Raw genomic sequence first — 23,599 nt, forward strand, 5'->3', positions numbered from 1 at the left:
GCGCAAAACAGGCGGAAGGCTCCCGGGCCTTCCGCTTTTTGTTTGCTGCTCAGGCCACTACAATCGCCGCACCGTTTCCGGAGAAACCCGATGTCCGCCGCCAGTTCCACCGAATCCGTTACCCCTGCCCTGAAGGCCGAGATCCTCGCCGAGGCCCTGCCCTACATCAAACGCTTCTTCGACAAGACCATCGTCATCAAGTACGGCGGCAACGCGATGACCGACCCGCACCTCAAGGACTGCTTCGCGCGCGACGTGGTGCTGCTCAAGCTGGTCGGCCTCAACCCGGTGGTGGTGCACGGCGGCGGTCCGCAGATCGAAACCCTGCTCGCCAAGGTCGGCAAGAAGGGCGAATTCGTGCAAGGCATGCGCGTCACCGACGCCGAGACCATGGAGGTGGTCGAGATGGTGCTCGGTGGCCAGGTGAACAAGGAGATCGTCAATCTCATCAACCAGGCGGGCGGCAAGGCGGTCGGTCTCACCGGCAAAGACGCCAGCTTCATCCGTGCCAAGAAGCTGCTGATGCAGAAGCTGGATGCGCCCGCAGGCGACGTGATCGATGTCGGCCAGGTGGGCGAGATCACCACCATCGACCCCAGCCTGATCTCCTTCCTCGACCAGGGCGACTTCATCCCGGTGATCGCACCGATCGGCGTCGGCGACAACGGCGAGACCTACAACATCAACGCCGACGTGGTCGCGGGCAAGCTCGCCGAGATCCTCAAGGCCGAAAAGCTGGTGCTGCTCACCAATACGCCGGGCGTGCTCGACAAGGCCGGCAACCTGCTTACCGGCCTGACCCCGCGGCAGATCGACGACCTCGTGGCCGACGGCACGCTCTCGGGCGGCATGCTGCCCAAGATCGGCTCGGCGCTCGATGCCGCACGCAACGGGGTCAAGTCGGTGCACATCATCGACGGACGGGTGGAGCACTGCCTGCTGCTCGAAATCCTGACCGACCACGGCGTCGGTACGATGATCAAGAGCAAGTAAGCCCATGCGCCGCCTCTGCACCTTCCTGCATGCGGCGCTCCTGGCAACGTGGGTGGGGTCCGCCCACGCTGCCGTGCTCACCGTCGGTCCCGGCGAGACCTTCCTCCGCATCGCCGACGCGGCCCGCCATGCGCGCGACGGCGACATCGTCCTGATCAAGGCCGGCACCTACGAGGGCGACGTCGCCATCTGGTCGCAGAAGGACATCCAGATCCGCGGCGTCGGCGGCCGTCCGGTGCTGATCGCGGCCGGCAAGAGCGCGGAGGACAAGGCGATCTGGGTGTTCCGCAACGGACGCGTCAAGGTGGAGAACATCGAGTTCCGCGGCGCCCGGGTCGCCGATGGCAACGGCGCCGGCATCCGGCTGGAGCGCGGCGAACTCGAAGTCCGCGACTGCGTGTTCGAGGACAACCAGCACGGCATCCTCACTGCCAACTTCCCTGACACCCACCTGGCCATCCACGACAGCGTGTTTGCCGGTGCGGTCGCGCAGCAGCTGCCCTATCCACACCTCCTCTACGTCGGCCGCATCGCCCGGCTGGAGATTTCCGGCAGTCGCTTCCACCGCGGTGCGCACGGTCACCTGATCAAGTCGCGGGCGCGGGTCAACGACATCCGCTACAACCTGATCTACGACGGACCGCAAGGCCACGCGTCCTACGAGCTGGAGTTTCCCATGGGCGGGCTGGCAACCGTCGTCGGCAACGTGATCGGCCAGAGTGCCGACACCGAGAACCCGGTGGTGGTCGCCTACGGCGCCGAGGCCGACACCTCGCCCTGGCCCGAGAACCGGCTGCTTCTCGCCCACAACACGCTGGTGAGCGAACGCTGGAAGGGCGCCTGGTTCCTGCGCACCTTCGGCGAACGCCTGCCCGCAAACACCGAAGTGGTCGCGGTCAACAATCTCACGGTCGGGCCCGGCGTCTTCTCGCTGGGCGCCGAGGGGCGTTTCCGCGGCAACTTCCCCGCGCTATCGCCGATTCTGAGCGGCCCCGAGGTGCTGGATTTCAGCCTGTCCATCGGCACCCTGCTGGAAGGTTGGGCCGACGCAGCGGTACTCGACGCTGCGGCCCAGCCCGCCGCCGAGTTCACCCTGCCCATCGGCACCCGCCCGATTGCGCCACCGCTGAAATGGTCGCCCGGCGCCTTCCAGTCGCTTCGATGACGCGCGGCGCAGGGCGCCCCGTCGCCGCCTGCCCGGATCGGGCGCCACACGAATGCCGCAGATCGGGCTTACGCCACACAATTATTCGCACTTGATCCGCTAAACTCGCGGCTTGCGCTGATCATCCATACGGTATTTTCGACTGTCATGAATGCGACCCATCTGCTCCACGACCTGATTGCAGCTTCCGCCGAGCGCAGTTCGGACGCCGCGGCCCTGACGGCCGGCGGCGAGACGCTCGCCTACAGCGCACTCGCGCGCGACGTGGCGCAATGCGCCGCCGGCCTGCTCGCACTCGGCCTGGACCGCGGCGAACGCGTCGGCATCTACCTCGACAAACGGATCGAAACCGTCACCACCTTCTTCGGCGCCACCGCCGCGGGCGGCGTCTTCGTACCCGTCAATCCCATCCTGAAAGCCGAACAGGTTGGTTACATCCTGCAGGACTGCAACGTGCGGGTGCTGGTCACCGGGGTGGAACGCTTCGCCGCGCTGCGCGACACCCTGTCCGCGTGTCACGACCTCCGCCACGTGGTGCTCGTCGGCAACGCCGCCGAGTTGCCCACGCTGCCGGGCGCGTCGGTCCACCGCTGGAGCGAACTTCTCGACGCGGCGCCGCGCGCAGGGCATCGGGTGGTGGATGCGGACATGGCCGCCATCCTCTACACCTCGGGCAGCACCGGGCGCCCCAAGGGCGTCGTGCTGTCCCATCGCAACATGGTCGCCGGCGCCAAGAGCGTCGCCCAATATCTCGACAACGGCGCGCACGACACGCTGCTCGCGGCACTGCCCTTATCGTTCGACGCGGGCTTCTCCCAGCTCACCACCGCGTTCCACTCGGGCGCCAGGGTCGTGCTGTTGAACTACCTGATGCCGCGCGACGTGCTGAAGGCGATCGAGCGCGAGCGCGTCACCGGCCTCACCGCGGTGCCACCGCTGTGGATCCAGTTGTCGCAACTCGAATGGTCGGCTTCGATTACCGAGCACCTGCGCTACATCGCCAATACGGGCGGACGGATGCCGCTGGAAACGCTCACCCGCCTGCGGGCCGCGCTGCCCCGGACCAAACCCTTCCTGATGTACGGGCTGACCGAAGCATTTCGCGCCACCTTCCTGCCCCCCGACGAAGTCGACCGCCGCCCCGACTCGATCGGCAAGTCGATCCCCAATTCCGAGGTGCTGGTGCTGCGTGAGGACGGCACGGAATGCGCACCGAACGAACCGGGCGAACTCGTGCAGCGCGGCGCGCTGGTGGCGATGGGCTACTGGAACGACCCCGAGAAGACGGCAGAACGCTTCAAGCCGCTGCCGGCCCACGCGCCCGGACGCCAGAGCGGGCTGGTGTTGCCCGAAATCGCGGTGTTCTCCGGCGACAACGTCCGCCGCGACGAAGAAGGCTTCCTGTACTTCATCGGCCGTCGGGACGAGATGATCAAGACCTCGGGCTACCGGGTCAGCCCGACCGAGGTGGAGGAGATCGTCTACGCCACCCGTCTGGTGGGCGAGTGTGCGGCCTTCGGCGTGGCGCACGACACCCTCGGACAAAGCATCACCGTCATCGTCACGCCGCCGTCCGGCGGCACGGTGGATGCAGCAACGCTACTGGCCGAGTGCCGTGCACGCATGCCGGCCTACATGGTGCCGACCAGGATCGACGTGCGTTCCGGTCCCCTGCCCCGCAATCCGAACGGCAAGATCGACCGCAAGGCCCTCGCAAGCGAGGCCTGAGGCGCGCCGTCCATACACGCGAACAAGGCGGCATGAATCACTCATCATTCCGCCCCCAAAGAACCTAGGCCGGCCGCCAGACCGGGGGAGTTCATTGTGCTCGAGCAGTTCAGCGGCATCCTTCGCCGCAGCCCAAACCCTGACCCGAGCGCCGCATCCGGCACGGCGCTGGAACGCGTCGACCTCGGCAGGGCCACGGTGGCATACCGCCCCGCCATCGCCGTCGCCCGCGACGGCACCGGACTGTGCATCGCGCTCGGCCGGCCGCGCTTTGCCGACCCAGCGCTCCAGGCGATTGCCACACAGCAGGGGCCGGCCGTGGCCTGGCTTCAGGCCCTGCGCGACCAGGGCGAATCGGTGATTCCTTCCGTGCGCGGCCGCTTCAACGTCGTCTTCATCGACCGCGACGGCGCCGAGGCGCTGTTTGCCACCGACCGTTTCGGCACCTGGCCCCTGTGCTATGCGGAACAGGACGGCGCGCTCCATTTCGCCGACCGCGCCGACGCCTTGCCCGGCCCCGGGCGCCGGCTGTCGGCACAGGCCGTGTACGAGTACCTGTTCTTCCACATGATCCCGGCCCCCACGACGATCTTCGAGGGCGTCGCGCGACTGCCCGGCGGGCATGTGCTGCAGTGGAAAGACGGCCGCGCAACGTGCCGGGCGTGGTGGCAACCACGTTTCGACGAACGCGAACGGCCCAGCTTCGAATCCGCGAAACGGCAGTTCCTGGACATCGTCGAGAACGCCGTGCGGCGCGACGCGGAAGGCCCGGTCGGCTGCTTCCTGTCGGGCGGCACCGACAGCTCCACCGTCACCGGCATGCTGTGCAAGGTCCTCGGCCGGCCCGCGCGCAGCTACTCCATCGGGTTCGACGCAAGCGGCTACGACGAGATGGAATACGCTCGTATCGCCGCCCGTCATTTCGGCGCCGACCACCACGAGTACTACGTCACCCCGGACGATCTGCTGGACGGGATTCCCCGCGTCGCGGTCCATTACGACCAGCCCTTCGGCAACTCCTCCGCGGTGCCGGCCTGGATCTGCGCGTCCCGCGCGCAAGACGAAGGCGTGGCACGACTGCTGGCGGGCGACGGGGGCGACGAGTTGTTCGGCGGCAATACCCGCTACGCCAAGCAGCGTGTTTTCGGGTGGTACGACAGCGTTCCCGGGCTGGTGCGACGCGGCATGCTCGAGCCGGTGCTCGCCCTGCCCGGCATGGGCCGCATCCCGCTGATGAAGAAGGGGGTGAGCTACGTCGAACAGGCCCGCGTGCCGATGCCGGATCGCATGCACATGTACAACATGCTGCTGCGACTCGGCACCCGTGAGGTTTTCGAAGCTGACTTTCTGGCCCGGATTGACGTCGATCGCCCGCAGCAGCAGCAGCGCGAGGTCTGGCAGGCAAGCTCGGCGCGCAGCCAGGTCAATCGCATGCTGGCGTACGACTGGAAATACACCCTGGCGGACAACGACCTGCCGAAGGTCATCGGCACCACACAACTCGCCGGCGTCGATGTGGCCTTTCCCCTGCTCAGCGACGAATTGCTCGACTTTTCGCTCACACTGCCGCCCGACTGGAAGCTGCGCGGACTGACCCTGCGCTGGTTTTTCAAGGAGGCCTTGCGCGGTTTCCTGCCGGACCAGATCATCACGAAGAAGAAGCACGGGTTCGGCCTGCCGTTCGGCGTCTGGGCATGCGCCCACACCGGACTGAAGGCCCAGGCGCACGACGCGCTGCGTAGCCTTGCCGCGCGCGGCATCGTCCGCCCCCGTTTCATCGACGAACTCTTCACCACTCACCTGCCAGCGCACCCCGGTTACTACGGCGAAATGGTATGGATCCTGATGATGCTGGAGTTCTGGCTGCGCGCCCACGACGGCAGCACCCTCTGACCCCGGGGACGATGCGCACGACGCCCCCATTCGCGGAAACCGAAGGCCCCGCCATGACCGAAGCCCGACCGACGCCCACCCATACGCCCATGACCCAGTTCCGCAGCGCGGAAGGCCAGTTGCTGGTGAATGGTGTCCCGCTCACCCGGCTAGCCGTGAGGGTGGGCCAGACCCCCTTCTATGCCTACGATCGCAGCCTGCTCGAGGCCCGCGTGGCGCAGCTCCGCGCCGCGCTTCCATCGGAAATCAAGCTGCACTATGCGATGAAGGCCAACCCGATGCCCGCACTGGTCGGCCACATGGTCCGACTGGTCGACGGTATCGACGTGGCGTCCGCCGGGGAGCTGCAGGTGGCGCTCGACGCCGGGGCGGATCCCAAGGAAATCAGCTTCGCCGGGCCCGGCAAGCGCGAACAGGAACTGCTGCAGGCGGTTGCCGCCGGCATCCTCATCAACGTGGAGTCGTTCCGCGAGTTGCCCATCCTGGCGGCCGCACAAGATGCACTCGGGCTGCCCGCACGTGTGGCGGTGCGCGTCAATCCGGACTTTGAACTCAAGTCCTCGGGCATGAAGATGGGGGGCGGACCCAAACAGTTCGGCGTCGACGCAGAGGACGTCCCCCGGCTTCTCGCGGAAATCGGCAACGCGGGCCTGGCCTTCGAGGGTTTCCATCTCTTCGCGGGCTCTCAGAACCTGCGCCCGGAGGCCATCGTGGAGGCGCAGCAGAAAAGCTATGCCCTGGCAGTGCGGCTGGCCGAGCATGCGCCCACCGCGGTGAGGTTCCTCAACCTGGGCGGCGGCTTCGGCATACCCTATTTCCCGGGAGAAACGCCGCTGGACCTGGCGCCCATTGGAGACAACTTGGGCGCGATCGTCGCCGCAGCGAGGCAACAGCTTCCGGAAGCTGAGATCGTGATCGAACTCGGCCGTTACCTTGTGGGCGAGGCCGGCATCTACGTGGCGCGCGTCGTCGACAAGAAGGTTTCCCGCGGCCAGATCTACCTGGTGACCGACGGCGGCCTGCACCATCACCTGTCGGCGTCGGGGAATTTCGGCCAAGTCATTCGCAAGAACTACCCAGCGGCGATTGGCAACCGCATCGAGGGCTCCATGCGGGAAACCGTGTCGGTCGTCGGGCCGCTGTGCACGCCACTGGACCTGCTCGCAGACAAGATGTCACTGCCCGCCGCGGCGCCCGGCGATCTGGTCGTGGTCTATCAGTCGGGTGCCTACGGCGCCTCGGCCAGTCCGCAACGCTTTCTCGGCCACCCCGCCGTGGCCGAGGTGCTCGTCTAACCGCCGGGTCGAGCCGGCGTCTATTCCTTGCCCGCCTCGGCGCTGGCCGGCGCAGCCGCCGGCTCGGCGTCGACCGCCGGCGACGCGGGCTCCGTCGTATTCGCGCCCCCAGCTGCCGGCCCGGCAGTTGACGGCTTGACCGACGGCTCGGCCCATTTCCCGGCGCGCTTCAATTTGTCGCGCAAGCCGGGCAACGGAAACCCCGCCGCATACGCCCGGTGCGCGCTGTCGAGCGCCTTGTCGTACTCACGCATATCGAAGTACGCGAGGCCGAGGTTGTAATTGACGTTCGCGTTGTCCTGGTCCAACTCTCGCGCGGCTTCAAGCTTCTGAATGGCCTCCTTGCCCCGTCCAGCCTTGAACAGGTACATGCCGAACAGCACCTTCACCATTGCATCGTCCGGCCGAAATGTTTCCCCGCGGATGAGATAGCACTCGACCGAGAACTGCATCCCCGGCGGCACTGTTTGCTTGGTACGAGCGCCATACTTGACGGTAGCGGCGAGTGCGCGGTGATGGTTGGGGGAGGCTCGCAGGGTGTAGTCCAAATCACCACCGACGTTGCTAAGCGCTTGCTCCTGTGTTGCTCCGAAATGGAATTTCTCAACGATTCCTAGTTTGTGGTGATGGGTACGATAGTCAAAAGGGCCGTACGCGTTCTCGAGCGCACCGCAGCCCATGGTCGCCATCGCGTTATCCGCGATTGCCGCTGCCGGCGCCAAACACAGCCCCACCGCAAGAAACGTAACGCGCACAAATCCCGGATTCATCGAGCCCCCTCCCTGCCCATACTTTCCACCCATTCGGCGGTTACTCGCGCCACCTCCGCCCGCCATGCGGCTGTCGAGAAGGTGTGGTCGGCCTCATCAAGCCGGACTGCATCCCGGATGGCCTCCAGCGCCGCCCAAGGCTTTCCCGCCGCTACCTGTTCGAACTCCCTCGCCACATAATCACGCCCGCTGAGAACGACCCGGTAGGGCTTCCCCGCGCTCGCCAAACCCGAGGCCATCCGCGCGGGGAGGCTCTGTACCGGGTCTTGGCCCGCGCCCTGCCGGGCGGCGCCAGCCTTTCGTGCGGTGCCCAACAAGCCCCCCAAAGCCTTGCCCACCAAGACGCCTCCGCCCAACAGCTTTTTCCAGAAGGCCGGGTCGCGCAGGCGCTGCCAGTAATAGTGAGTCAGGTAGGTCCGGGCTTCCGTAGCGGCGGTTCTCACCCACGGGTTCAGCAGCATTGTGCCGAGCACGCGATCGTCTTGCCGGGCGTAGAAACATGACGCGCTCGCGCCGTCGCACAAGCCCCATAGCACCACACCCCGCAGGCCGGGTATGCGTTCCATCATGGTGTCGACAGCACAGCGGATATCATCCTGAACCTGCTCGAAATCACGCTGTTCGCCGGTCGCGTCGCCCATGCCACGATAGTCGAAGCGCATGCAGGGGATGCCGTTCGCGGCCAGATGGCGCGCCAGCAGCACGAACTGGCGATGGCTGCCGACGCGGTACTGCGGCCCTCCCACCACGACGAGCACGCCCACTTCGCCCCCCTCCCGCTCGGGAAGGCTGAGAACGCCGACGAGTTCATCCCCGCCGCACTCGAACAACAGCGCCAATTCGCGGAACGTCATGATCGCAAGCGCTCCAAAGCCGCGAGCGACGCTTCGATCACGCCCGGAACGGTTTCGATTTCCTGCGTGTTCCAGAACGCCGGGCCGGAGTGCGCCTGCATGCCGACACGGATGCCTTCTTCGCGCCAGCGCTCCCCGAGGACCGCCACGGCAGGAGAAACGCTCCCGCCTTCCGCACCGACCTCCACAATCTCCACGCTTGGCGTGCCCCCGGACGGCAGACGCAGCATCGCCGCCTCCATGCCGCTCGCCAGCGCCGCCCGGACCGCATACCCCGCCACCTCTACGGTCTCCCCCGCCTGCAGGGCCGCTTTCACGCGGGTCATGGCGGTCTTCGCATCACTCTCCGCCAGCATCTCGCTGGCTGCCTTGAGCCGCAGGAACTGTGTGAGGTGCTGCTTGCCGTTGGTTACCGGCTGCCACAGCAGCAACCGCGCGCCAGGTTCCGTAGCGAGATGATCGGCGATGAGCAGGCTGCCGGCTCGAAGGCCCCAGAGCACGAGCGGGAGGTCACGCCCCTGCATCTGCAGCCAGTCGCTCAGCCAGCCCCGCCCGAGTCCGACATCCCCGACCCAGGTCGCCCAATCCGCCTCGCCGAACTCGCCCGCGCTATCCCCGCATCCATAGCAGTCCAGCTGGAGCACCATCCAGCCCGCCGACGCGAATGCGCGCGCCGCCAGGGCCACCATGCGCCGCGACTTGTTCAGTTCCTCGGCGAACGGCCCGACGAACAGCACCGCCCCTTTGGGCGGCCCGACGGGATGCGTCGCTAGACAAAAACGGCCACCGCCCTGTGCTTCGAGGAAGAACGCCTCGCGAGCGGGCCTGTGCATGGTCGCTCAGCCGAGCTTGGCCGCAACGAATTCAACCAGGGAGCCGACGGTGGCAAAGGCGGAGCCGTCGATTTCGTCATCTTCGACGATGAAGCCGAACCGTTCTTCGAGCATGTTGATTACCCCGACCACTGCCATCGAATCCAGCTCGGGCACAGCCCCCAGCAGCGGCGTTTCGTCATCGAATCCGGACACGCGGCCGCCCAGGCTCAGCACCTCGTCGAGGATTGCCAACACTTCCTTCTTGATATCCAACTCTTTGCTCCCGCTATATCTTGCCGCTGTTTCCATGACGGAATCGTCGATGCCGTCTGAATCGGGTTGCTATTATAGGCGCCGATTCGGGCCGGACCATGACTGAGTTGGTCGGCCACCCCCGACAACGTCATCCCCTCGCGCGGCAGTCCCGTATCCGATGAAACGCATCCTGATGATCGCCTACCACTTCCCGCCTGTTCAAGGCAGCAGCGGCGTGCAGCGCACCCTGCGCTTCGCCCGCTACCTGCCGGAGTTCGGATGGGAGCCGATCATCCTTACCGCGCACACGCGCGCGTACGAGAACACCACGCCGGACCAGCTTGCCGACGTCCCGGCGGGCACCGTCGTGGTCCGTGCCCCGGCCTGGGATACCGCGCGCCACCTGGCGATCGGTGGGCGCTATCCGGGCTTTCTCGCGCGGCCGGATCGCTGGCTGACGTGGTGGCTTGGTGCCGTGCCGGCCGGGCTGGGACTCATCCGCAAGTACGCGCCCGCGGCGATCTGGTCCACCTACCCCATTGCAACCGCGCACAGCATCGCCGCTACCCTGCACGCCCGCAGCGGCCTGCCCTGGATTGCCGACTTCCGCGACCCCATGGCGCAGGACGACTATCCGGAAGACCCGGCAACCTGGGAAAGCTTCGCCCGCATAGAGCGCCGCGCCATCGAGCAGGCGTCGCTCAGCGTATTCACCACGCCCTCCGCGCTCGAGCTGTATCGCGAACGCTACCCGCGCCGGACCGACAGCCTTGCGCTGCTGGAGAACGGGTACGACGAAGAAACCTTCACCAACGCCGCCGCCGGCGAGCCGCTTCATCCGGGCAAACTCACGCTGCTGCACAGCGGCATCGTCTATCCAAGCGAACGGGATCCCACGCACCTCATCGCCGCGCTCGCCCGGCTGAAGGCCTCCGCCCCGGCCATCTACGGCCGCCTCCGTATCCGCTTCCGCGCACCCGTGCATGCCGATCTGCTGCATGCGCTGGCGCAGCGCCACGGTGTGGATGACGTCATCGAAACCTGCCCTTCGATCGACTATCGCGATGCACTGGCCGAGATGATGCGGGCGGATGGCCTGCTCGTGCTGCAGGCCGCCAACTGCAACGCCCAGATTCCCGCCAAGCTGTACGAATATTTCCGCGCCGGACGCCCCATCCTCGCCCTCACGGACCCGGCCGGGGATACTGCCGTTACCTGCCGCAGCGCGGGAATCAGCGCGATTGCCCGCCTCGACGACGAAGCCGCGATCGTAGGCTGCCTGGAACGCTTCTGCACTGACCCGGCCGCCGGCACGCTTGCCACTGCCGCCGCCATCGCGGGAGCATCCCGGCGAGGCCGCACGGCCGAACTTGCCCGCATGCTGGATGCAACGGTGTTAAGGGCCGCTGCCTGATCATGCTGCAGCCGCTCAAGCAAGCCGTGGCCGAACTCGGGTACATCAACGCGGCGTTCTACCTTGCGGGGCGCCTGCTGCAGCGCGTGAGCGCCGGCAGGGCGTGCATCATCCGCTATCAGTTCTTCGCCCAGCCGGTACCGGAACAACCCGCCACCTCGCGCCCTTCCGCCAAGTCGCAGATCAGGAGGGTTGCACCGGACGACCCCGTGGTTTCCCGTTTTCCGCGCCCGCCCGCCGTCATCGCACGCCGTTTTGCCGACGGCGCAACCTGCTTCGTGGCGGAGAACGACGGCCGCTTTGCCGGCTTCCTGTGGCTGGCGCGTGACGCCTACGAGGAAGACGAGGTCCGGTGCCGCTACGAACTGAGTCCGCCCGAGCGCTGCGCCTGGGACTACGACGTGTATGTCGAACCCGAATTCCGGATCGGCCGCACCTTCTCCCGGCTATGGGAGGCGGCAAACATCCATCTCGCGGCGCGCGGCGTGCGCTGGAGCCTGTCGCGCATCTCCGCTTTCAATCCGGGCTCTCTCGCCGCCCACCGCCGTCTCGGCATCCGCTATCTGAGTACGGCCACCTTCATCGTGCTGGGCCCGGTGCAGATTTCGGTGTTGGGCGCCGCGCCTTTCCTCCATGTGGGGATGAAGCGGCGCCCCCGCCTCGTCCTGGAAGCACCCGCGGCGCGCTAGGTTCCCAATGGCATTTTGTTGCAAATTCTGAAATGCGCTTGAAGTAGACTTTTCGCTCCCGTCCCCCTGCTCAGGAGCTGCCTCTCATGTCTACGCCGCAGCTCCATGCGCTCCCCTACCGGCCAGAGGTGGACGGACTGCGCGCGCTCGCAGTCGTCCCGGTCATCCTCTTCCATGCCGGGCTCGAGTCCTTTTCGGGCGGTTTCGTCGGAGTCGACGTCTTCTTCGTGATCAGCGGCTACCTGATCACCTCCATCATCCTCTCGGATCACGCGCGGCACGGCTTTAGCCTGGTCAGGTTCTACGAGCGCAGAGCGCGCCGCATCCTGCCCGCCCTGTTTGCCGTCATCGCCTGCTGCCTGCCATTCGCGTGGCGCTGGATGACGCCGGACGAACTTGCCGCGTTCGGCAAGAGCATCGTGGCGGTCACGCTCTTCAGTTCGAACATCCTGTTCTGGCGCAGCAGCGGCTACTTCGACTCCGCGACGGAGGAGAAGCCCCTCCTGCACACCTGGAGCCTCGGCGTCGAAGAACAGTACTACGTGCTGTTTCCACTGCTGCTGATGCTCACTTGGCGATTCGGCAAGCGGCGCCAGGCGTGGATGCTGGCCGGCATCGGCATCGCTTCGCTGGCGCTGTGCGAATGGGGTTCGCGCATCGCGCCAGACGCCACCTTCTACCTTGCACCAACCCGTGCTTGGGAACTGCTCATCGGTTCAGTACTGGCGTTCGCGTCTTCCGACCGGCCGCTTCACGATCGCGTGACGTCAAGCTCATCCGCCGTGCTCGCCACCCTTGGTGCGCTGATGATTCTGGCTGCAGTATTCACCTACGACGAGCATGTCCGCTTTCCGAGCGCTTATGCGCTTGTTCCCACGCTGGGAACCGCCCTCGTGCTGGCGTTCGCGCACAAGAGCAACCGGGTGGGTCGGCTCCTCTCCAGCCGCGGCGTGGTGATGATCGGACTGCTGTCATACAGCGCCTATCTGTGGCATCAACCACTGTTCGCATTTGCTCGTTTGCGAAGCGCCGAACGGCCCTCGGTAACGGTCTTCCTGCTGCTGAGCATCGTCGTCTTCGCGCTTGCCTACGTCACCTGGCGGTACGTCGAAGCCCCCTTCCGCAACCGCCGGCGCATCGCCCGTGGCCCCGTCTTCGCATTGTCGCTGGTCGGCACTGCGGCATTCTTCCTGGTCGGCCTCACCGGCCCGCTCAGCGCCGGCTTCCCCTCACGCCTGGATGCCGAGCACCAAGCGCTTCTCGCCACCGCCACACCCAGCCCCAAGCGCGACGAATGCCATGCCAAAGGCGAGGACTACCTGCCCCCATCCCGCGCCTGCACGTATTTCAACGCCAACGTCACCTGGGCGGTGTTTGGCGACAGCCACACGGTGGAACCGGCCTATGCGCTGGCGGAATACTTGGCGCCCCGGGGGCAAGGCGCGCTTCACCTGAGCTTTTCGGGTTGCGGTCCCTCCATCCTTTACCAGAGCCGGACCCCCGGTTGCAGCAGCTGGCAGCGCGAAGCGTTGCAGCACATCGAGAACGCCCCGCATATCCGCAACGTGTTGCTCGGCTTCCGGTACAGCGCGGCGTTCTTCGGAGACCACGCCAATGCATATCCACAATTACCCGACAGAATCCCCCAGATCCAGGGCCTGGACGCCCTTCGATCCAGAGAACTGATCTGGCAGAGCTTCACCACCATAGTCGACCGGTTGCAGAAAGCCGGCAAACGAGTGTTCGTCCTTGGCCCGATTCCAGAGCTACCCCGACCCGTCCAGCAAAACATCGTGGCAGGCCAATTCAAGGATGACCCTTCGTATGCAACGGGCACCCCGCGTACCTACTTCGACGCACGCAACCGCTATGCTCTTGCGCTCCTGGAAGCCCTTCCCTGGGGCGATCGCCTCATTCGCATCGACCCGGTGACCGCGCTCTGCGACAACGACCGTTGCCGCGCTGTCATCGATCATGAAGCGATGTACTTCGACGATGACCACCTCAGCGTAGCGGGCGCCCGCCGGGTCCTGAAGCCGCTCACCGCCTACCTGAACGAGGATGCACCCACTGCAGAACTGGCGCGAGCGGCAACTCACAACCAATAATAGGCGGGCCACAACCTTACGCCCTCCGCACCATGGCCCTCCGCAGAGCACTCAGCATCAACGGCGCCACCCAGATCGCCACCTTTTTACTCAGTCTGGGCAGCGTAATCATCGTCTCCAGACTTCTGACTCCCGACGAGATCGGCATCTTCTCCGTCTCCGTCTCACTGATCGGCTTCGCGCACATCCTGCGCGACTTCGGAGTCGGACAGTACCTGATCCAGTCGCGTGATATCGATCTGCCTCGCATGCGGGCCGCGTTCACCGTAATGCTCCTGACGTCGTGGGCAATCGCACTCGGCATCTATCTTGCGCGCGAACCGCTCGCAATTTTCTATGAGCGGAAGGGCGTGGCAGACGTACTTGGCCTGATCGCATTCAACTTCCTTCTCATCCCCTTTGGTGCCCCCATCATGTCGGTGCTGAACCGGGAAATGCGATTTGGCCGTGTCGCACTCGTCAATTTATCGAACAATGCCGTTCAACATCTCACAACGATCGCGTGCGCCTTCGGAGGCCTGGGCTACATGAGCCCGGCATGGGGATCTATCGCGGGAATGATGTCGAATGTGATCATCCTCAGCCTGATTCGACCCGAATTCGCACTGTTGCGCCCGACGCTGACCGGACTGCGCAACGTCGTGTCATTTGGCTACAAATCCAGCATCAACTCACTCCTCTCGGAATTCTCCAGCAACGCACCGGAATTGATTTTCGGACGCACGTTGGGATTTGCCGCGGTAGCTTACTTCAACCGCGCCATGTCGGTGCTGAACATCATAAATTCGCAGATCGCACGACTTATCAACAGTGCATACTTTCCCATACTCGCCTCCCGGATTCGAGCAGGGGAAAAACCTGCCGATCTATATGCGAAGTCAATCTCGCTGATCGTTGCCATAACCATCCCGCTGCTCGGCTACCTCGCACTGATGGCCGCCCCCGTCATCGACTTGATGTTTGGTGCGCAATGGAAGCCCTCATCGCTCCTGGCTACCACACTGAGTTTCGGCGCCATGCTTGGCGCCCCGTTCGCATTGGTCAGCCCAATACTCATCGCCAACGGTCAGGTGGGCCATCTCCTTCGCCTTCAGACCGGCATTCAAATTGTCCGAACCTCAACGTTGTTGCTATCGGTTTGGCTACCCCTTGACTACACCGTCTTCGCACTGGTCGCTGCATCGATCTTGTTCGCGTACCCCCAAGACCTCTACGTCTTACGCAAGACGATCCAGCTCTCTCCGCGCGAGCTTTGGAAGCACGTGCGCCCCGCATACGGCATCGCCGCCCTCTCGTTGATCGGACCGGCCATCGTGTGCGCGGCCGATGAACTGGAGAAGTTGTCGCTTCCCAATCTAGCGATGATAAGTGTTACAGGTTTGCTCTTTGTCATGTCCTGGGTAGTTGCTATCTTCATAACCAGACATCCACTCCGTTACGAGATTGAAAGAACTCTCGCGATGATCAGGGGACGCTACACAAGGGCTCTAAGCGACCGTACGTAAGCCCCTGTGGCGTCCCGCCCAGGACGCCACAGGGGGCAGCACATGGACGGCAGGTCTCACAGCAGATATTCCACTCTGATCGACGAAGCTCTTCTGCCGCTCATTCCACCGGGTGCCCCGGTGGCTATATTCGACTTTCCTAACTACGCCAATGTTGGCGACAGCGCGATATGGCTCGGTCTACGCAGTTTCCTGCGTCACAACGGGATTTCGCGCAGGGTCGTATTTGTCGCCGATATCGGTCTGACGCACGCAGCGGGTTTTCCGAAGCTCCCTGAAGACTGCGTCATTCTTATTCAGGGCGGAGGCAATTTCGGTGATCTCTGGCCTCATCACCAGCGCCACCGGGAAGATATCGCGGCCCGATATCCGACCAATCGCATCATTCAACTGCCCCAGTCCATCCACTATCAATCCAACGGTGGACTTCAGCGAACGTGCGACGCCCTCCAACCCCACCCCGACTTCCACCTCTTGGTGCGCGATATCGTCAGCCTCGAGGTAGCCCGAAAGATCCGCCCAGGCAGTGCCCACCTGTGTCCCGACATGGCTCTTTATCTCGCAGAGTATCCCCGCCCTGCAGCCCCTCAGCATGCGGTTGTGGCTCTTCTGCGTACAGATCACGAGAGGAAATCGGACGAAGGCGCCCTTTCTAAGGATCGGGACGTCCGGGTAGAGGACTGGCGGACGGAGCCCGCCTCGTTGATCACCACGATTGATCGAACCCTGGCAACGCTCCACGGTCGCTACCCCCGCAAGTGCCCGGCGTTTCAGCCCCTACACCGCCCGATCTTCAACCGACTTGCCACTGATCGCGTAAGGCGTGGAAGCCGCCTGCTTGCGAGCGGCCGGGTCGTCATAACCGACCGGCTACACGCCCATATCCTGTGTTGCCTTATGGGAATACCTCACGTCGTTCTCGATAACTCGTACGGAAAGATCTCCAACCTGAGGACGACGTGGAACACCGGCAGTCACCTCTGCAGGAACGCAACGGATCTTTCTGAGGCGATGTACAGGGCTCGGCAACTTGCCGGGGAGGAGGGCCACGTTACGCCCTCCCGGCCCGGGGTTGTCGAGCAATAAGCGGGGGCGTCCCCCACAACCTTCTGCCGTCCCCCTCGAAGTTCACTCTCGTTTCGCTTCCAAACGGCCCGCGCCGGCGACAGCCAGAAGTTCGGCTCTCGACCCACCCGCAAGGACTCGTGCGGCCTCCAAGTCCCCGGTCCAGATCAGCGGGCGTCAACAGACCACCTGAAGGTGGCCGGCACCAAACGAAGAGGCCAACACCCGGCGAACGGCGAAGCGAGGCTACGGAATGCTTATCGACCCAGAACTCCGAGCGGATGGTATTTCAGGGAGTCTCGATGAACACTGTTTCTGAGAATGCCTGCATATCCGTCGTGATATGCACTCGAAATCGCGCGGAACAACTTCGGCGGACACTCCAGAGCTTCTGCGAGCAACGGTTCGCCGGCCACTGGGAAATGGTGGTCGTCGACAATGGTTCAACCGATCACACCGACGAGGCTCTGAAACGATTTGCCGTCTCCAGCCCATTTCCGCTGCGGGTCGTCGTCGAACCGACTCCCGGACTTGCACGGGCAAGAAATCGAGGGATAGAGAATGCAACAGGCGAGATTGTTGCGTTCACGGACGACGACTGTTATCCGAGAGAGGACTACCTGGAAGCTGTTTGGTCCATGTTCAAGGACCCCAGAATCGACTATGGCGGTGGCAGACTGTTGTTGTACGACCCGACCGATCAGAGAGTCACAATCCAGGAGAAGAATGTTCCGGAGTTTGTGGCCGCGCGCGCGTTTATACCTTCGGGGCTGATTCACGGGGCAAATCTTGTTTGCCGGAAAAAAGCACTCATGGATATCCACGGATTTGATGAGCGACTCGGCGCCGGCACCTGGTTCAAATCCGGGGAAGACACGGACCTTCTTCGACGACTGGCGTTGTTCGGCCGGTGTGGCTTTTACGACCCTAACATCGTCGTTTATCACCACCACGGGCGGAAGACGGCGGAGGCGGCGCGTGCACTCGAAAACGGGTACCGGAGAGGGTTCGGTTCGTGCATGATCAAGTATGTCTTGAATCCCGCGAGCCGGTCCACGTATGCCCGCATGTGGTACTGGCGTCTCCGAAGAACCTCCGCGACCGATTTGGCGCGAGAAGTGACAGCGGCCCTTGTGTTTCTTTTGAGATATGGCCCTAGTTGGAACCAGGTGTGGAGGCACCCTCATGAAGGATTGCAGAGCCGCCGCGAAGCCCCTTGATGGGGAGGTAGCGTGCAGCGGGGTAGGGACCGACTCTTGAGCCGGACCGCCGGCCGCGCTGAGTGCTACAGGGCCGGAACACGGCGCGATAGCACAACGCAACGCCGTACAATTATGGGCAACGAATGAATATCCCCGGCCCCCGGGTACGGAGACCCCATGACACCAGACGGTTTCCACCTGCTTGATCAGGACAACAGATTGCGAACGAGTTCTTATAGGATTTGCTTTCTGATTCCTTACTATGGGGCCCTACCCCCCTATCTCGACTTGTTCCTACAATCTTGTCGCAAGAACGAGGACTACCTGTTCTGCTTCGTAACCGATCTAGCCCTGCCCGCCGATCTTCCCCCGAACGTACGCTTAATGAAGTTGTCACTGAGGGAACTGTCGCGGCTCATCTTAGCTAAGACAGGCGTAGAACCTGATATACGCGCCCCGTATAAGCTTTGCGACTTTAAACCCGCTTATGGCCTGATCTTCGAAGATCACATTCGAACATTCAGTCACTGGGGCCACCTCGACATCGACCTGATACTCGGCAATATTTCCGAATTCATCACCTCAGAACTCCTTCAGGCGTACGATATTATATCGGCGCGGAAAGAATGGATTTCAGGCGCATTCACCGTCTATCGAAACACCGCCGAGATATGCCACCTCTTTCAGCACAGCCCAGATTGGTCAACCGTTTTGAGCGATCACCGCAATTTTATCTTCGACGAAGCTAGTCGACTGCCGCGATCGGATCCGCTTGGGGTATATCAGCGGCTAGCCAAAGGGCAGAGCATTGCGACGCTAGAAACGGAAGTCGTCAGTTTCACCCACGTGGTGAAGCATCGCCAGCAATGCAACGGACTCCGCGCCTTCTTCTCGACATTCGCAAAGGAGTCAATCGCAAAGAGCATGCTGTTGCACTACTCACCCAACGGGGTTGCTGTGCAATTTCCGGGAAAAAGTGACTTCAAACCGGGTTCGGAATGGTTGTTCTATCACTTCATTACCGAGAAGCAGAAGCCTTACTTTCGCTATCCACGCTGGAAGAAAATTCCCGAGGAATACTGGATCGACGAGTATGGTTTCTACAACCGCAGGGAGCTGCTCTTGCGACGTACGCGGGCCGTTCGTGCCCGTGCTGAGCAGTTGTTGAACAGAGCCCTAGATAAATTCCGACGAATCGCGTACAGCCGAATGACAGACACGTTCTCGCAGAAGTAGCTAGCAAAGAAGCGGCCCAGGCCGGCCAGATAGGCATCATGGCGCTTATGACAAGCATGACACGGACAGCCCTTCGGTAAGCTGGCAAGCTTCGAGAACTCACGCTAGAGACATCGCATCGATGACGAATCAGGGAAACATGCGGTCGAACGCCGTCTCGGTCGTCGTTCCGACCTACAACAGGGCTGCATTCCTTGCTGAATGCCTGGAAAGCCTGCTGGCGCAGACCGTTCCGCCAGTCCGGATCCTGGTCATCGATGACGGGAGCACCGACAACACATCGGAGGTCGTGGCGACCTTTGGTGACAGGGTGGAGTATCTCCGCAAGGAGAATGGCGGCAAGGCGTCTGCCTTGAACTTGGCGCTCCCCATGATAGACACGGAGTTCGTATGGTTCTTTGACGACGACGACGTCGCGCACCCGTGGGCCATCGAAAGCCATCTCTCCCTACTCGCAGCGCACTCGAACCTTGGCTTTACCTTTGGGTTTCACGACTTAGGCAGGACCGGCGCCGATGGACGCATTGTAGTGACCACGCCCCCGTCACCTCCCCCTATTTTCGAAGCGCCCCTAGCACAGCAACGATTGAATTTGATGCGCTTCTGCGCGTTCATGCTCACCGGCTGCATAATTCGCACACGGCTATTCGAGCACGGCCTGCGCTTTCGAGAAACGCTGCTACGCTCACAGGACTACGCGGTCTTGATTGAGTTGTCCCAGCTCGCAGATTTCGCTTTCACTGGCTCCCGTACCTATATATTCCGGCAACACGAAGGGGCGCGGGGCCCCGCTTCGGCCGTGCACGCCCACGCGGACAAACGGCGCGCGTGGATGAAATACGACCGCATGATCGGAGACCTAATCGTCAAGCAATTACCCTTGGAACGCTTTCAACCGGAATACTCGCAACACCCAGGCAGTGCCGAACACAGGGCCGCGCTGATCCGCCGAGCGTGGGTACTAGCCAGCAAGGCTGATGTCGGGCAAGTCGTGCGCGACCTCAAAAGCGCGACAAGTGTCTGTAGTACTGAGGCATTAAGTGCAGAGGACATCAATTTCATCGAAACATTACCCAGCCACCCGTACTTTCTGCTGGCCCTGAGCGATCAGCCACACGCCTTCCTACCCTTGCTTGCACTAGCGAATACGCCTGCAGGAAGGGCGACTCTGGGGTCGCTATCTAAAGGCTTCTACCGCCAACTCAAACTTGAACCGACTGCAGCGCAAGGTCGCGTACGAGCGGTTGTGGCGGCCTGCATGCTGGCATTCTTGCCGTTTGCAGCCCGCTCCTATCGCGGCGGGACCTCAACCCGATGACATGCAATCTGCACACATCGAAATGCAACCTACTGTTTCTGTGATCATTCCGTGCTTCAACTCCGGGCCATTGCTGGAGGAGGCTGTTGAGTCGGTACGCGCTCAAGAGGGCGACGTTCGTATTTTGGAAATCATACTAGTCGACGATGGCAGCACCGACTCGGAGAGCCTCGCAGTACTGGAGCGCTGTGGTCGGTTTGAGGGCGTCAGGGTCCTGATCAACAATCGTACGAAGGGGCCCGCTGGCGCCCGCAATGCAGGAGCTGCTTCAGCAGGGGGGGAATGGCTCGCGTTTCTGGACGCCGACGATGTGTGGACGCCAACTAGCCTCACTACTCGCCTGGAAGCGACTCCGACCAACCCGGGCGCAGGGGTAATTTCAGGGGACTTTCAACTTCTGGACATGGCGACAGGAGTTACGGACAGCAATTTCTTCCAGAATCGCGAGCGACCAGCCCGATACTTCGGCCCAGCCTACACATCGTCACGGCCCGTGAGCCTGCCACAGCCCTACCTGGACGTTCTTCGCACGGCCATCTGTCACGTATGCGGGACATTGATACGGCGCACGCTTTTCCTTGACGCAGGCGGCTTCGATGAACGGCTGCGCTACAAGGAAGATCATCACCTCTGGTTCAAACTGGCGCGATTAAGTGACTTCATTCTGGTACCTCGATCGGTATTCTTGTATCGCCAGCACGATTCGAATATGACCCACGCCAAGGTGGCCCCGTTTGACTATGAACGTCTGATGCTGGACCTCATCCTCTCGGAAACGCCCGGAGCGGATATCGCCGCCACCATCCATCAGCGCTACCCACAAGGACTCATTGAGAACGCCCGCTGGTTGCGTGGAGAAGGCAAGTTCGGTCGCGCAGTGACGGAGTGCGCAGTGGGTCTGTGGCGCTATCCCACCGGTTGGCGGCTCTGGCAGCAACTACTGGGTAGCGCGCTGCGCCTGCGTTGAACCGCGCTTCAAATACTTAACATGACCACACATGCATTGACGGGCACTAATAAGCAGCGGGTATTACTGACGAGCCTTTCCGGGCAACTCGGCGGGATGGAGTTGCGGATGGCGGACGAGGCGCGATTTCTTGCGGATTACGGTCACCATTGCATACTCGCTCCCAGTCGATTCCCCGACCGCCATCCTTGGCTGGACGATCTGTCGAACGAGAATCCGCTGTTCTCGACCTTCGACTTCAACCCGCCGCCCTTCTTCGAACAATGGCAATGGCGTCGGGCCAATCACCTCCTCAGTCGTACCTTTTGGCTTCCTCGGCTCCGGCGACTCAAAGCGGACTTCGCACATGTGTTCTATGCCTGGACTCAACAGGGCGGCAGCCGCGTGTGGCTCTGCCATCGCCTCGGTATCCCGACGGTGCTGAGTATCCACAACGCCTTCCCGCCAGCGGCGTTTTCGCCGTGGCATGCGGACTTGATGCGGGACGCTTTCCAGTCCGTCCGCGGTCTCTACGCCGTGTCCTCATCTGCACTGGATCACTTCCTTTCTACCTACGGCGAGTTCATCCGGGACAATACGGTTGTGTCCGTCGTCCCGAATTTTGTCGATATCAAACGGTTTGTTCCGGATCCGACGGCGCGCGCAGCACTTCGATTCAAACTATCCATCCCACAAACGGCCCTAGTCGTCGGCGCCGTTGGCCGCCTCGACGTGCAGAAACAACCCTTACAGGTACTTGAGGTTTTCGCCCGACTGCAGAGGCTATATCCCGAGGCGTATCTGATCTTATGTGGCCGAGGCCCGCTTGAGGCGAAGGTTCGCGCAGAAGTGTCGCGTTGCGCGTGGGCAGACCGCATACGCATCCTAGGGTTCCGTCCGGACGTGGAAAACGTTTTCCAGGCGCTAGACGTGCATCTACTGCTGAGCCGGCAGGAGGGTTTCGGGATTGCGAGCGCGGAGGCGATGGCCTGTGGCATCCCTGTTGTCGCTACGGATGTGGCCGGCAGCCGGGACGTTGTGGTTGGGGAATGCGGCATGCTGGTACCCTTCGGCGATACGGAAGCGGCCTCAACTGCAGTGGCGACATATTTCGCGGATTCCGTGCGCGCGCGTGTCGCAGGCGCGGCCGGTCGCGCTCGCGCTGAGCAATGCTACTCACGCGCCGTATGGAGGCGGAATCTCGAATCTTTCTATCAGGCTACGATGCCCGGCGGGGCTTACGAGGAATGCGCGGCATGAAAGTCGCCATCATTTCCTATCCCATGCTGTTCCAGAACAGCGGTGGCTTACAGGTCCAGGTTAGCGAGACCGCGGCTGCGCTCCAACGTCAAGGAATCGAGGCACGGCTGATCGACCCCGTGCGGGAGCGGCTTGCCAACTTTGACATCGTTCACGTCTTCTCGGCCATCAATGGCAACCACCGCGCAGTCGAACAGGCACGCGCTTTGGGACTACCAGTCGTCGTGTCGCCGCTTATCCGCCCCCATTGGACGGCCCGTTTGGGATGGGTCGCGCGGCGACTGGACGCGCTGGTTGGCCGCCTGACCCAATGGAATGTGAAGACCGAATACCGCCACATCGCAAGCTGCCTGCAGGGGGCCGATGCAGTAATCGCGCTCGGCGACATGGAAAAGACCTCGATCGTCGACGCCTTCGGGATTCCCTCCGAACGCGTGCGAGTGGTACCGAACGGGATCCCCGGTCGCTTCTTCAATGCAGATCCCGCCCAGTTTTGTATCGACTTTGGTGTAGCCCCCGGCTACGTACTGTCGGTGGCCACTGTCAGTCCGCATAAGAATCAACTTGCGTTGGTCAAGGCCCTGGAGGGCACCGGCCAGCAAGTCGTACTGATCGGTCCTTTACCCGGCGGTGACAGTGGATACCTCGACCTTCTGTTGGCGTACCCGCATGTCCGCTACGTGGGCCCCCTTGATTACGAAAGCCCCTTGCTCGCATCAGCTTATGCAGCGGCCTCGGTGTTTTGCCTGCCGGCGTTATCCGAGGTAATGCCACTGTCAGTGATGGAGGCGCTAGCAGCCGGCACCCCCGTGGTCATGACGCGGGAGCATTGCATGGACCTGAGCTTGATGAGGGGTGTTGTCTGCGAGGTGTCGCCGCAGGATGAGGCTGGCATACGGCGGGCAGTACTCGCTTTTTTTGACAAGCCCCCCCCGGAAGCACACTGCCGCGATTCCGTTGCCCACTACAGTTGGGATGCGGTGGCCGACGCAATTGCCCGCTGTTATCGGGAGGTTGTCGGCTCCCACGAGCTTGGGGCCAGAGCCTCCAGGGAGAGTCAGTGAAGAGAGTCCACGCTACCGTCTGCC

Annotated in this window: 20 protein-coding genes; 16 read left to right on the forward strand and 4 right to left on the reverse strand. The window is 62.9% G+C overall.

Features of this window, described 5'->3' with window-relative positions; translation table 11 throughout:
* The first annotated feature begins 90 nt into the window (after positions 1-90).
* The 5 genes from argB (at position 91) to dqs_RS16695 (ending at position 7,074) form a co-directional block, all read left to right on the forward strand.
* Positions 91-993 (forward strand): acetylglutamate kinase, encoded by a 903-nt coding sequence (gene argB / locus dqs_RS16675; protein ID WP_011766967.1) that lies wholly within the window; start codon positions 91-93, stop codon positions 991-993.
* Positions 994-997: 4 nt separating this feature from the next.
* Positions 998-2,158 carry a right-handed parallel beta-helix repeat-containing protein gene (locus dqs_RS16680; protein ID WP_065341185.1) on the forward strand — a complete coding sequence of 387 codons (1,161 nt, stop codon included), beginning with the start codon at positions 998-1,000 and terminating at the stop codon, positions 2,156-2,158.
* A 147-nt stretch (positions 2,159-2,305) separates the two neighbouring features.
* Positions 2,306-3,886 (forward strand): acyl-CoA ligase (AMP-forming), exosortase A system-associated, encoded by a 1,581-nt coding sequence (locus dqs_RS16685; RefSeq protein WP_065341186.1) that lies wholly within the window; start codon positions 2,306-2,308, stop codon positions 3,884-3,886.
* 96 nt (positions 3,887-3,982) lie between these two features.
* Positions 3,983-5,779 (forward strand): asparagine synthetase B family protein, encoded by a 1,797-nt coding sequence (locus dqs_RS16690; protein WP_084018617.1) that lies wholly within the window; start codon positions 3,983-3,985, stop codon positions 5,777-5,779.
* Between the two features lie 53 nt (positions 5,780-5,832).
* Positions 5,833-7,074: a pyridoxal-dependent decarboxylase, exosortase A system-associated gene (locus dqs_RS16695; RefSeq protein ID WP_157108208.1), complete on the forward strand. Its 1,242-nt coding sequence runs from the start codon at positions 5,833-5,835 to the stop codon at positions 7,072-7,074.
* 20 nt (positions 7,075-7,094) lie between these two features.
* Here dqs_RS16695 and dqs_RS16700 read toward each other — a convergent pair whose 3' ends face one another.
* Genes dqs_RS16700 through dqs_RS16715 form a run of 4 tightly spaced genes read right to left on the reverse strand, consistent with a single transcriptional unit; the run spans position 7,095 to position 9,786 of the window.
* Positions 7,095-7,844: a tetratricopeptide repeat protein gene (locus dqs_RS16700; RefSeq protein ID WP_065341188.1), complete on the reverse strand. Its 750-nt coding sequence runs from the start codon at positions 7,842-7,844 to the stop codon at positions 7,095-7,097.
* Complete coding sequence (locus dqs_RS16705; protein ID WP_065341189.1) at positions 7,841-8,698, reverse strand: hydrolase 1, exosortase A system-associated; 858 nt, start codon at positions 8,696-8,698, stop codon at positions 7,841-7,843. Before dqs_RS16705 ends, dqs_RS16700 begins: the two co-directional genes overlap by 4 nt.
* Positions 8,695-9,531: a hydrolase 2, exosortase A system-associated gene (locus tag dqs_RS16710; protein WP_065341190.1), complete on the reverse strand. Its 837-nt coding sequence runs from the start codon at positions 9,529-9,531 to the stop codon at positions 8,695-8,697. Before dqs_RS16710 ends, dqs_RS16705 begins: the two co-directional genes overlap by 4 nt.
* A gap of 6 nt (positions 9,532-9,537) precedes the next feature.
* A complete protein-coding gene (locus tag dqs_RS16715; RefSeq protein ID WP_041642766.1) occupies positions 9,538-9,786 on the reverse strand; it encodes an acyl carrier protein in 249 nt (82 codons plus the stop codon).
* A 160-nt stretch (positions 9,787-9,946) separates the two neighbouring features.
* On the opposite strand from dqs_RS16715, the gene dqs_RS16720 reads away from it, so the two are divergent.
* From dqs_RS16720 to dqs_RS16765, 11 genes are all read left to right on the forward strand, one after another.
* Positions 9,947-11,182 (forward strand): glycosyltransferase, encoded by a 1,236-nt coding sequence (locus tag dqs_RS16720; protein ID WP_065341191.1) that lies wholly within the window; start codon positions 9,947-9,949, stop codon positions 11,180-11,182.
* Between the two features lie 2 nt (positions 11,183-11,184).
* The gene (locus tag dqs_RS16725; RefSeq protein ID WP_065341192.1) at positions 11,185-11,871 is read left to right on the forward strand and encodes a GNAT family N-acetyltransferase; all 687 of its coding nucleotides are present in this window, start codon (positions 11,185-11,187) and stop codon (positions 11,869-11,871) included.
* Positions 11,872-11,957: 86 nt separating this feature from the next.
* Entirely contained in the window at positions 11,958-13,979 is a 2,022-nt protein-coding gene (locus dqs_RS16730) for an acyltransferase family protein (RefSeq protein WP_065341193.1), read from the forward strand.
* Positions 13,980-14,011: 32 nt separating this feature from the next.
* Positions 14,012-15,484: an oligosaccharide flippase family protein gene (locus tag dqs_RS16735; RefSeq protein WP_065341194.1), complete on the forward strand. Its 1,473-nt coding sequence runs from the start codon at positions 14,012-14,014 to the stop codon at positions 15,482-15,484.
* 42 nt (positions 15,485-15,526) lie between these two features.
* Positions 15,527-16,570, forward strand: a complete 1,044-nt coding sequence (locus dqs_RS21300) for a polysaccharide pyruvyl transferase family protein (RefSeq protein WP_084018620.1) — start codon at positions 15,527-15,529, stop codon at positions 16,568-16,570.
* Positions 16,571-16,851: 281 nt separating this feature from the next.
* Positions 16,852-17,769: a glycosyltransferase family 2 protein gene (locus dqs_RS20560; protein ID WP_169823522.1), complete on the forward strand. Its 918-nt coding sequence runs from the start codon at positions 16,852-16,854 to the stop codon at positions 17,767-17,769.
* Between the two features lie 159 nt (positions 17,770-17,928).
* Positions 17,929-18,987 carry a DUF6625 family protein gene (locus dqs_RS16745; protein WP_065341196.1) on the forward strand — a complete coding sequence of 353 codons (1,059 nt, stop codon included), beginning with the start codon at positions 17,929-17,931 and terminating at the stop codon, positions 18,985-18,987.
* A 121-nt stretch (positions 18,988-19,108) separates the two neighbouring features.
* Positions 19,109-20,305, forward strand: a complete 1,197-nt coding sequence (locus dqs_RS16750) for a glycosyltransferase family A protein (protein ID WP_084018627.1) — start codon at positions 19,109-19,111, stop codon at positions 20,303-20,305.
* Between the two features lies 1 nt (position 20,306).
* Positions 20,307-21,272, forward strand: coding sequence for a glycosyltransferase family 2 protein (locus tag dqs_RS20565; RefSeq protein WP_084018630.1), 966 nt, complete (start codon positions 20,307-20,309; stop codon positions 21,270-21,272).
* 21 nt (positions 21,273-21,293) lie between these two features.
* Complete coding sequence (locus dqs_RS16760) at positions 21,294-22,511, forward strand: glycosyltransferase family 4 protein (protein ID WP_084018633.1); 1,218 nt, start codon at positions 21,294-21,296, stop codon at positions 22,509-22,511.
* Positions 22,508-23,575 carry a glycosyltransferase family 4 protein gene (locus dqs_RS16765; RefSeq protein WP_065341769.1) on the forward strand — a complete coding sequence of 356 codons (1,068 nt, stop codon included), beginning with the start codon at positions 22,508-22,510 and terminating at the stop codon, positions 23,573-23,575. The genes dqs_RS16760 and dqs_RS16765 overlap by 4 nt, the downstream gene beginning before the upstream one ends.
* Positions 23,576-23,599: the final 24 nt, after the last annotated feature.

It is taken from the genome of Azoarcus olearius (assembly GCF_001682385.1).
GTDB classification, from domain to species: Bacteria; Pseudomonadota; Gammaproteobacteria; order Burkholderiales; family Rhodocyclaceae; genus Azoarcus; species Azoarcus olearius.

Excerpts from the sequence above, each read along its gene's own strand:
- argB (WP_011766967.1), top strand. The coding sequence starts at position 91 with ATGTCCGCCGCCAGTTCCACCGAATCCGTTACCCCTGCCCTGAAGGCC.
- dqs_RS16680 (WP_065341185.1), top strand. The coding sequence starts at position 998 with ATGCGCCGCCTCTGCACCTTCCTGCATGCGGCGCTCCTGGCAACGTGG.
- dqs_RS16685 (WP_065341186.1), top strand. The coding sequence starts at position 2,306 with ATGAATGCGACCCATCTGCTCCACGACCTGATTGCAGCTTCCGCCGAG.
- dqs_RS16695 (WP_157108208.1), top strand. The coding sequence starts at position 5,833 with ATGACCGAAGCCCGACCGACGCCCACCCATACGCCCATGACCCAGTTC.
- dqs_RS16700 (WP_065341188.1), bottom strand. The coding sequence starts at position 7,844 with ATGAATCCGGGATTTGTGCGCGTTACGTTTCTTGCGGTGGGGCTGTGT.
- dqs_RS16705 (WP_065341189.1), bottom strand. The coding sequence starts at position 8,698 with ATGACGTTCCGCGAATTGGCGCTGTTGTTCGAGTGCGGCGGGGATGAA.
- dqs_RS16710 (WP_065341190.1), bottom strand. The coding sequence starts at position 9,531 with ATGCACAGGCCCGCTCGCGAGGCGTTCTTCCTCGAAGCACAGGGCGGT.
- dqs_RS16720 (WP_065341191.1), top strand. The coding sequence starts at position 9,947 with ATGAAACGCATCCTGATGATCGCCTACCACTTCCCGCCTGTTCAAGGC.
- dqs_RS16725 (WP_065341192.1), top strand. The coding sequence starts at position 11,185 with ATGCTGCAGCCGCTCAAGCAAGCCGTGGCCGAACTCGGGTACATCAAC.
- dqs_RS16730 (WP_065341193.1), top strand. The coding sequence starts at position 11,958 with ATGTCTACGCCGCAGCTCCATGCGCTCCCCTACCGGCCAGAGGTGGAC.
- dqs_RS16735 (WP_065341194.1), top strand. The coding sequence starts at position 14,012 with ATGGCCCTCCGCAGAGCACTCAGCATCAACGGCGCCACCCAGATCGCC.
- dqs_RS21300 (WP_084018620.1), top strand. The coding sequence starts at position 15,527 with ATGGACGGCAGGTCTCACAGCAGATATTCCACTCTGATCGACGAAGCT.
- dqs_RS20560 (WP_169823522.1), top strand. The coding sequence starts at position 16,852 with ATGAACACTGTTTCTGAGAATGCCTGCATATCCGTCGTGATATGCACT.
- dqs_RS16745 (WP_065341196.1), top strand. The coding sequence starts at position 17,929 with ATGACACCAGACGGTTTCCACCTGCTTGATCAGGACAACAGATTGCGA.
- dqs_RS16750 (WP_084018627.1), top strand. The coding sequence starts at position 19,109 with ATGACGAATCAGGGAAACATGCGGTCGAACGCCGTCTCGGTCGTCGTT.
- dqs_RS20565 (WP_084018630.1), top strand. The coding sequence starts at position 20,307 with ATGCAATCTGCACACATCGAAATGCAACCTACTGTTTCTGTGATCATT.
- dqs_RS16760 (WP_084018633.1), top strand. The coding sequence starts at position 21,294 with ATGACCACACATGCATTGACGGGCACTAATAAGCAGCGGGTATTACTG.
- dqs_RS16765 (WP_065341769.1), top strand. The coding sequence starts at position 22,508 with ATGAAAGTCGCCATCATTTCCTATCCCATGCTGTTCCAGAACAGCGGT.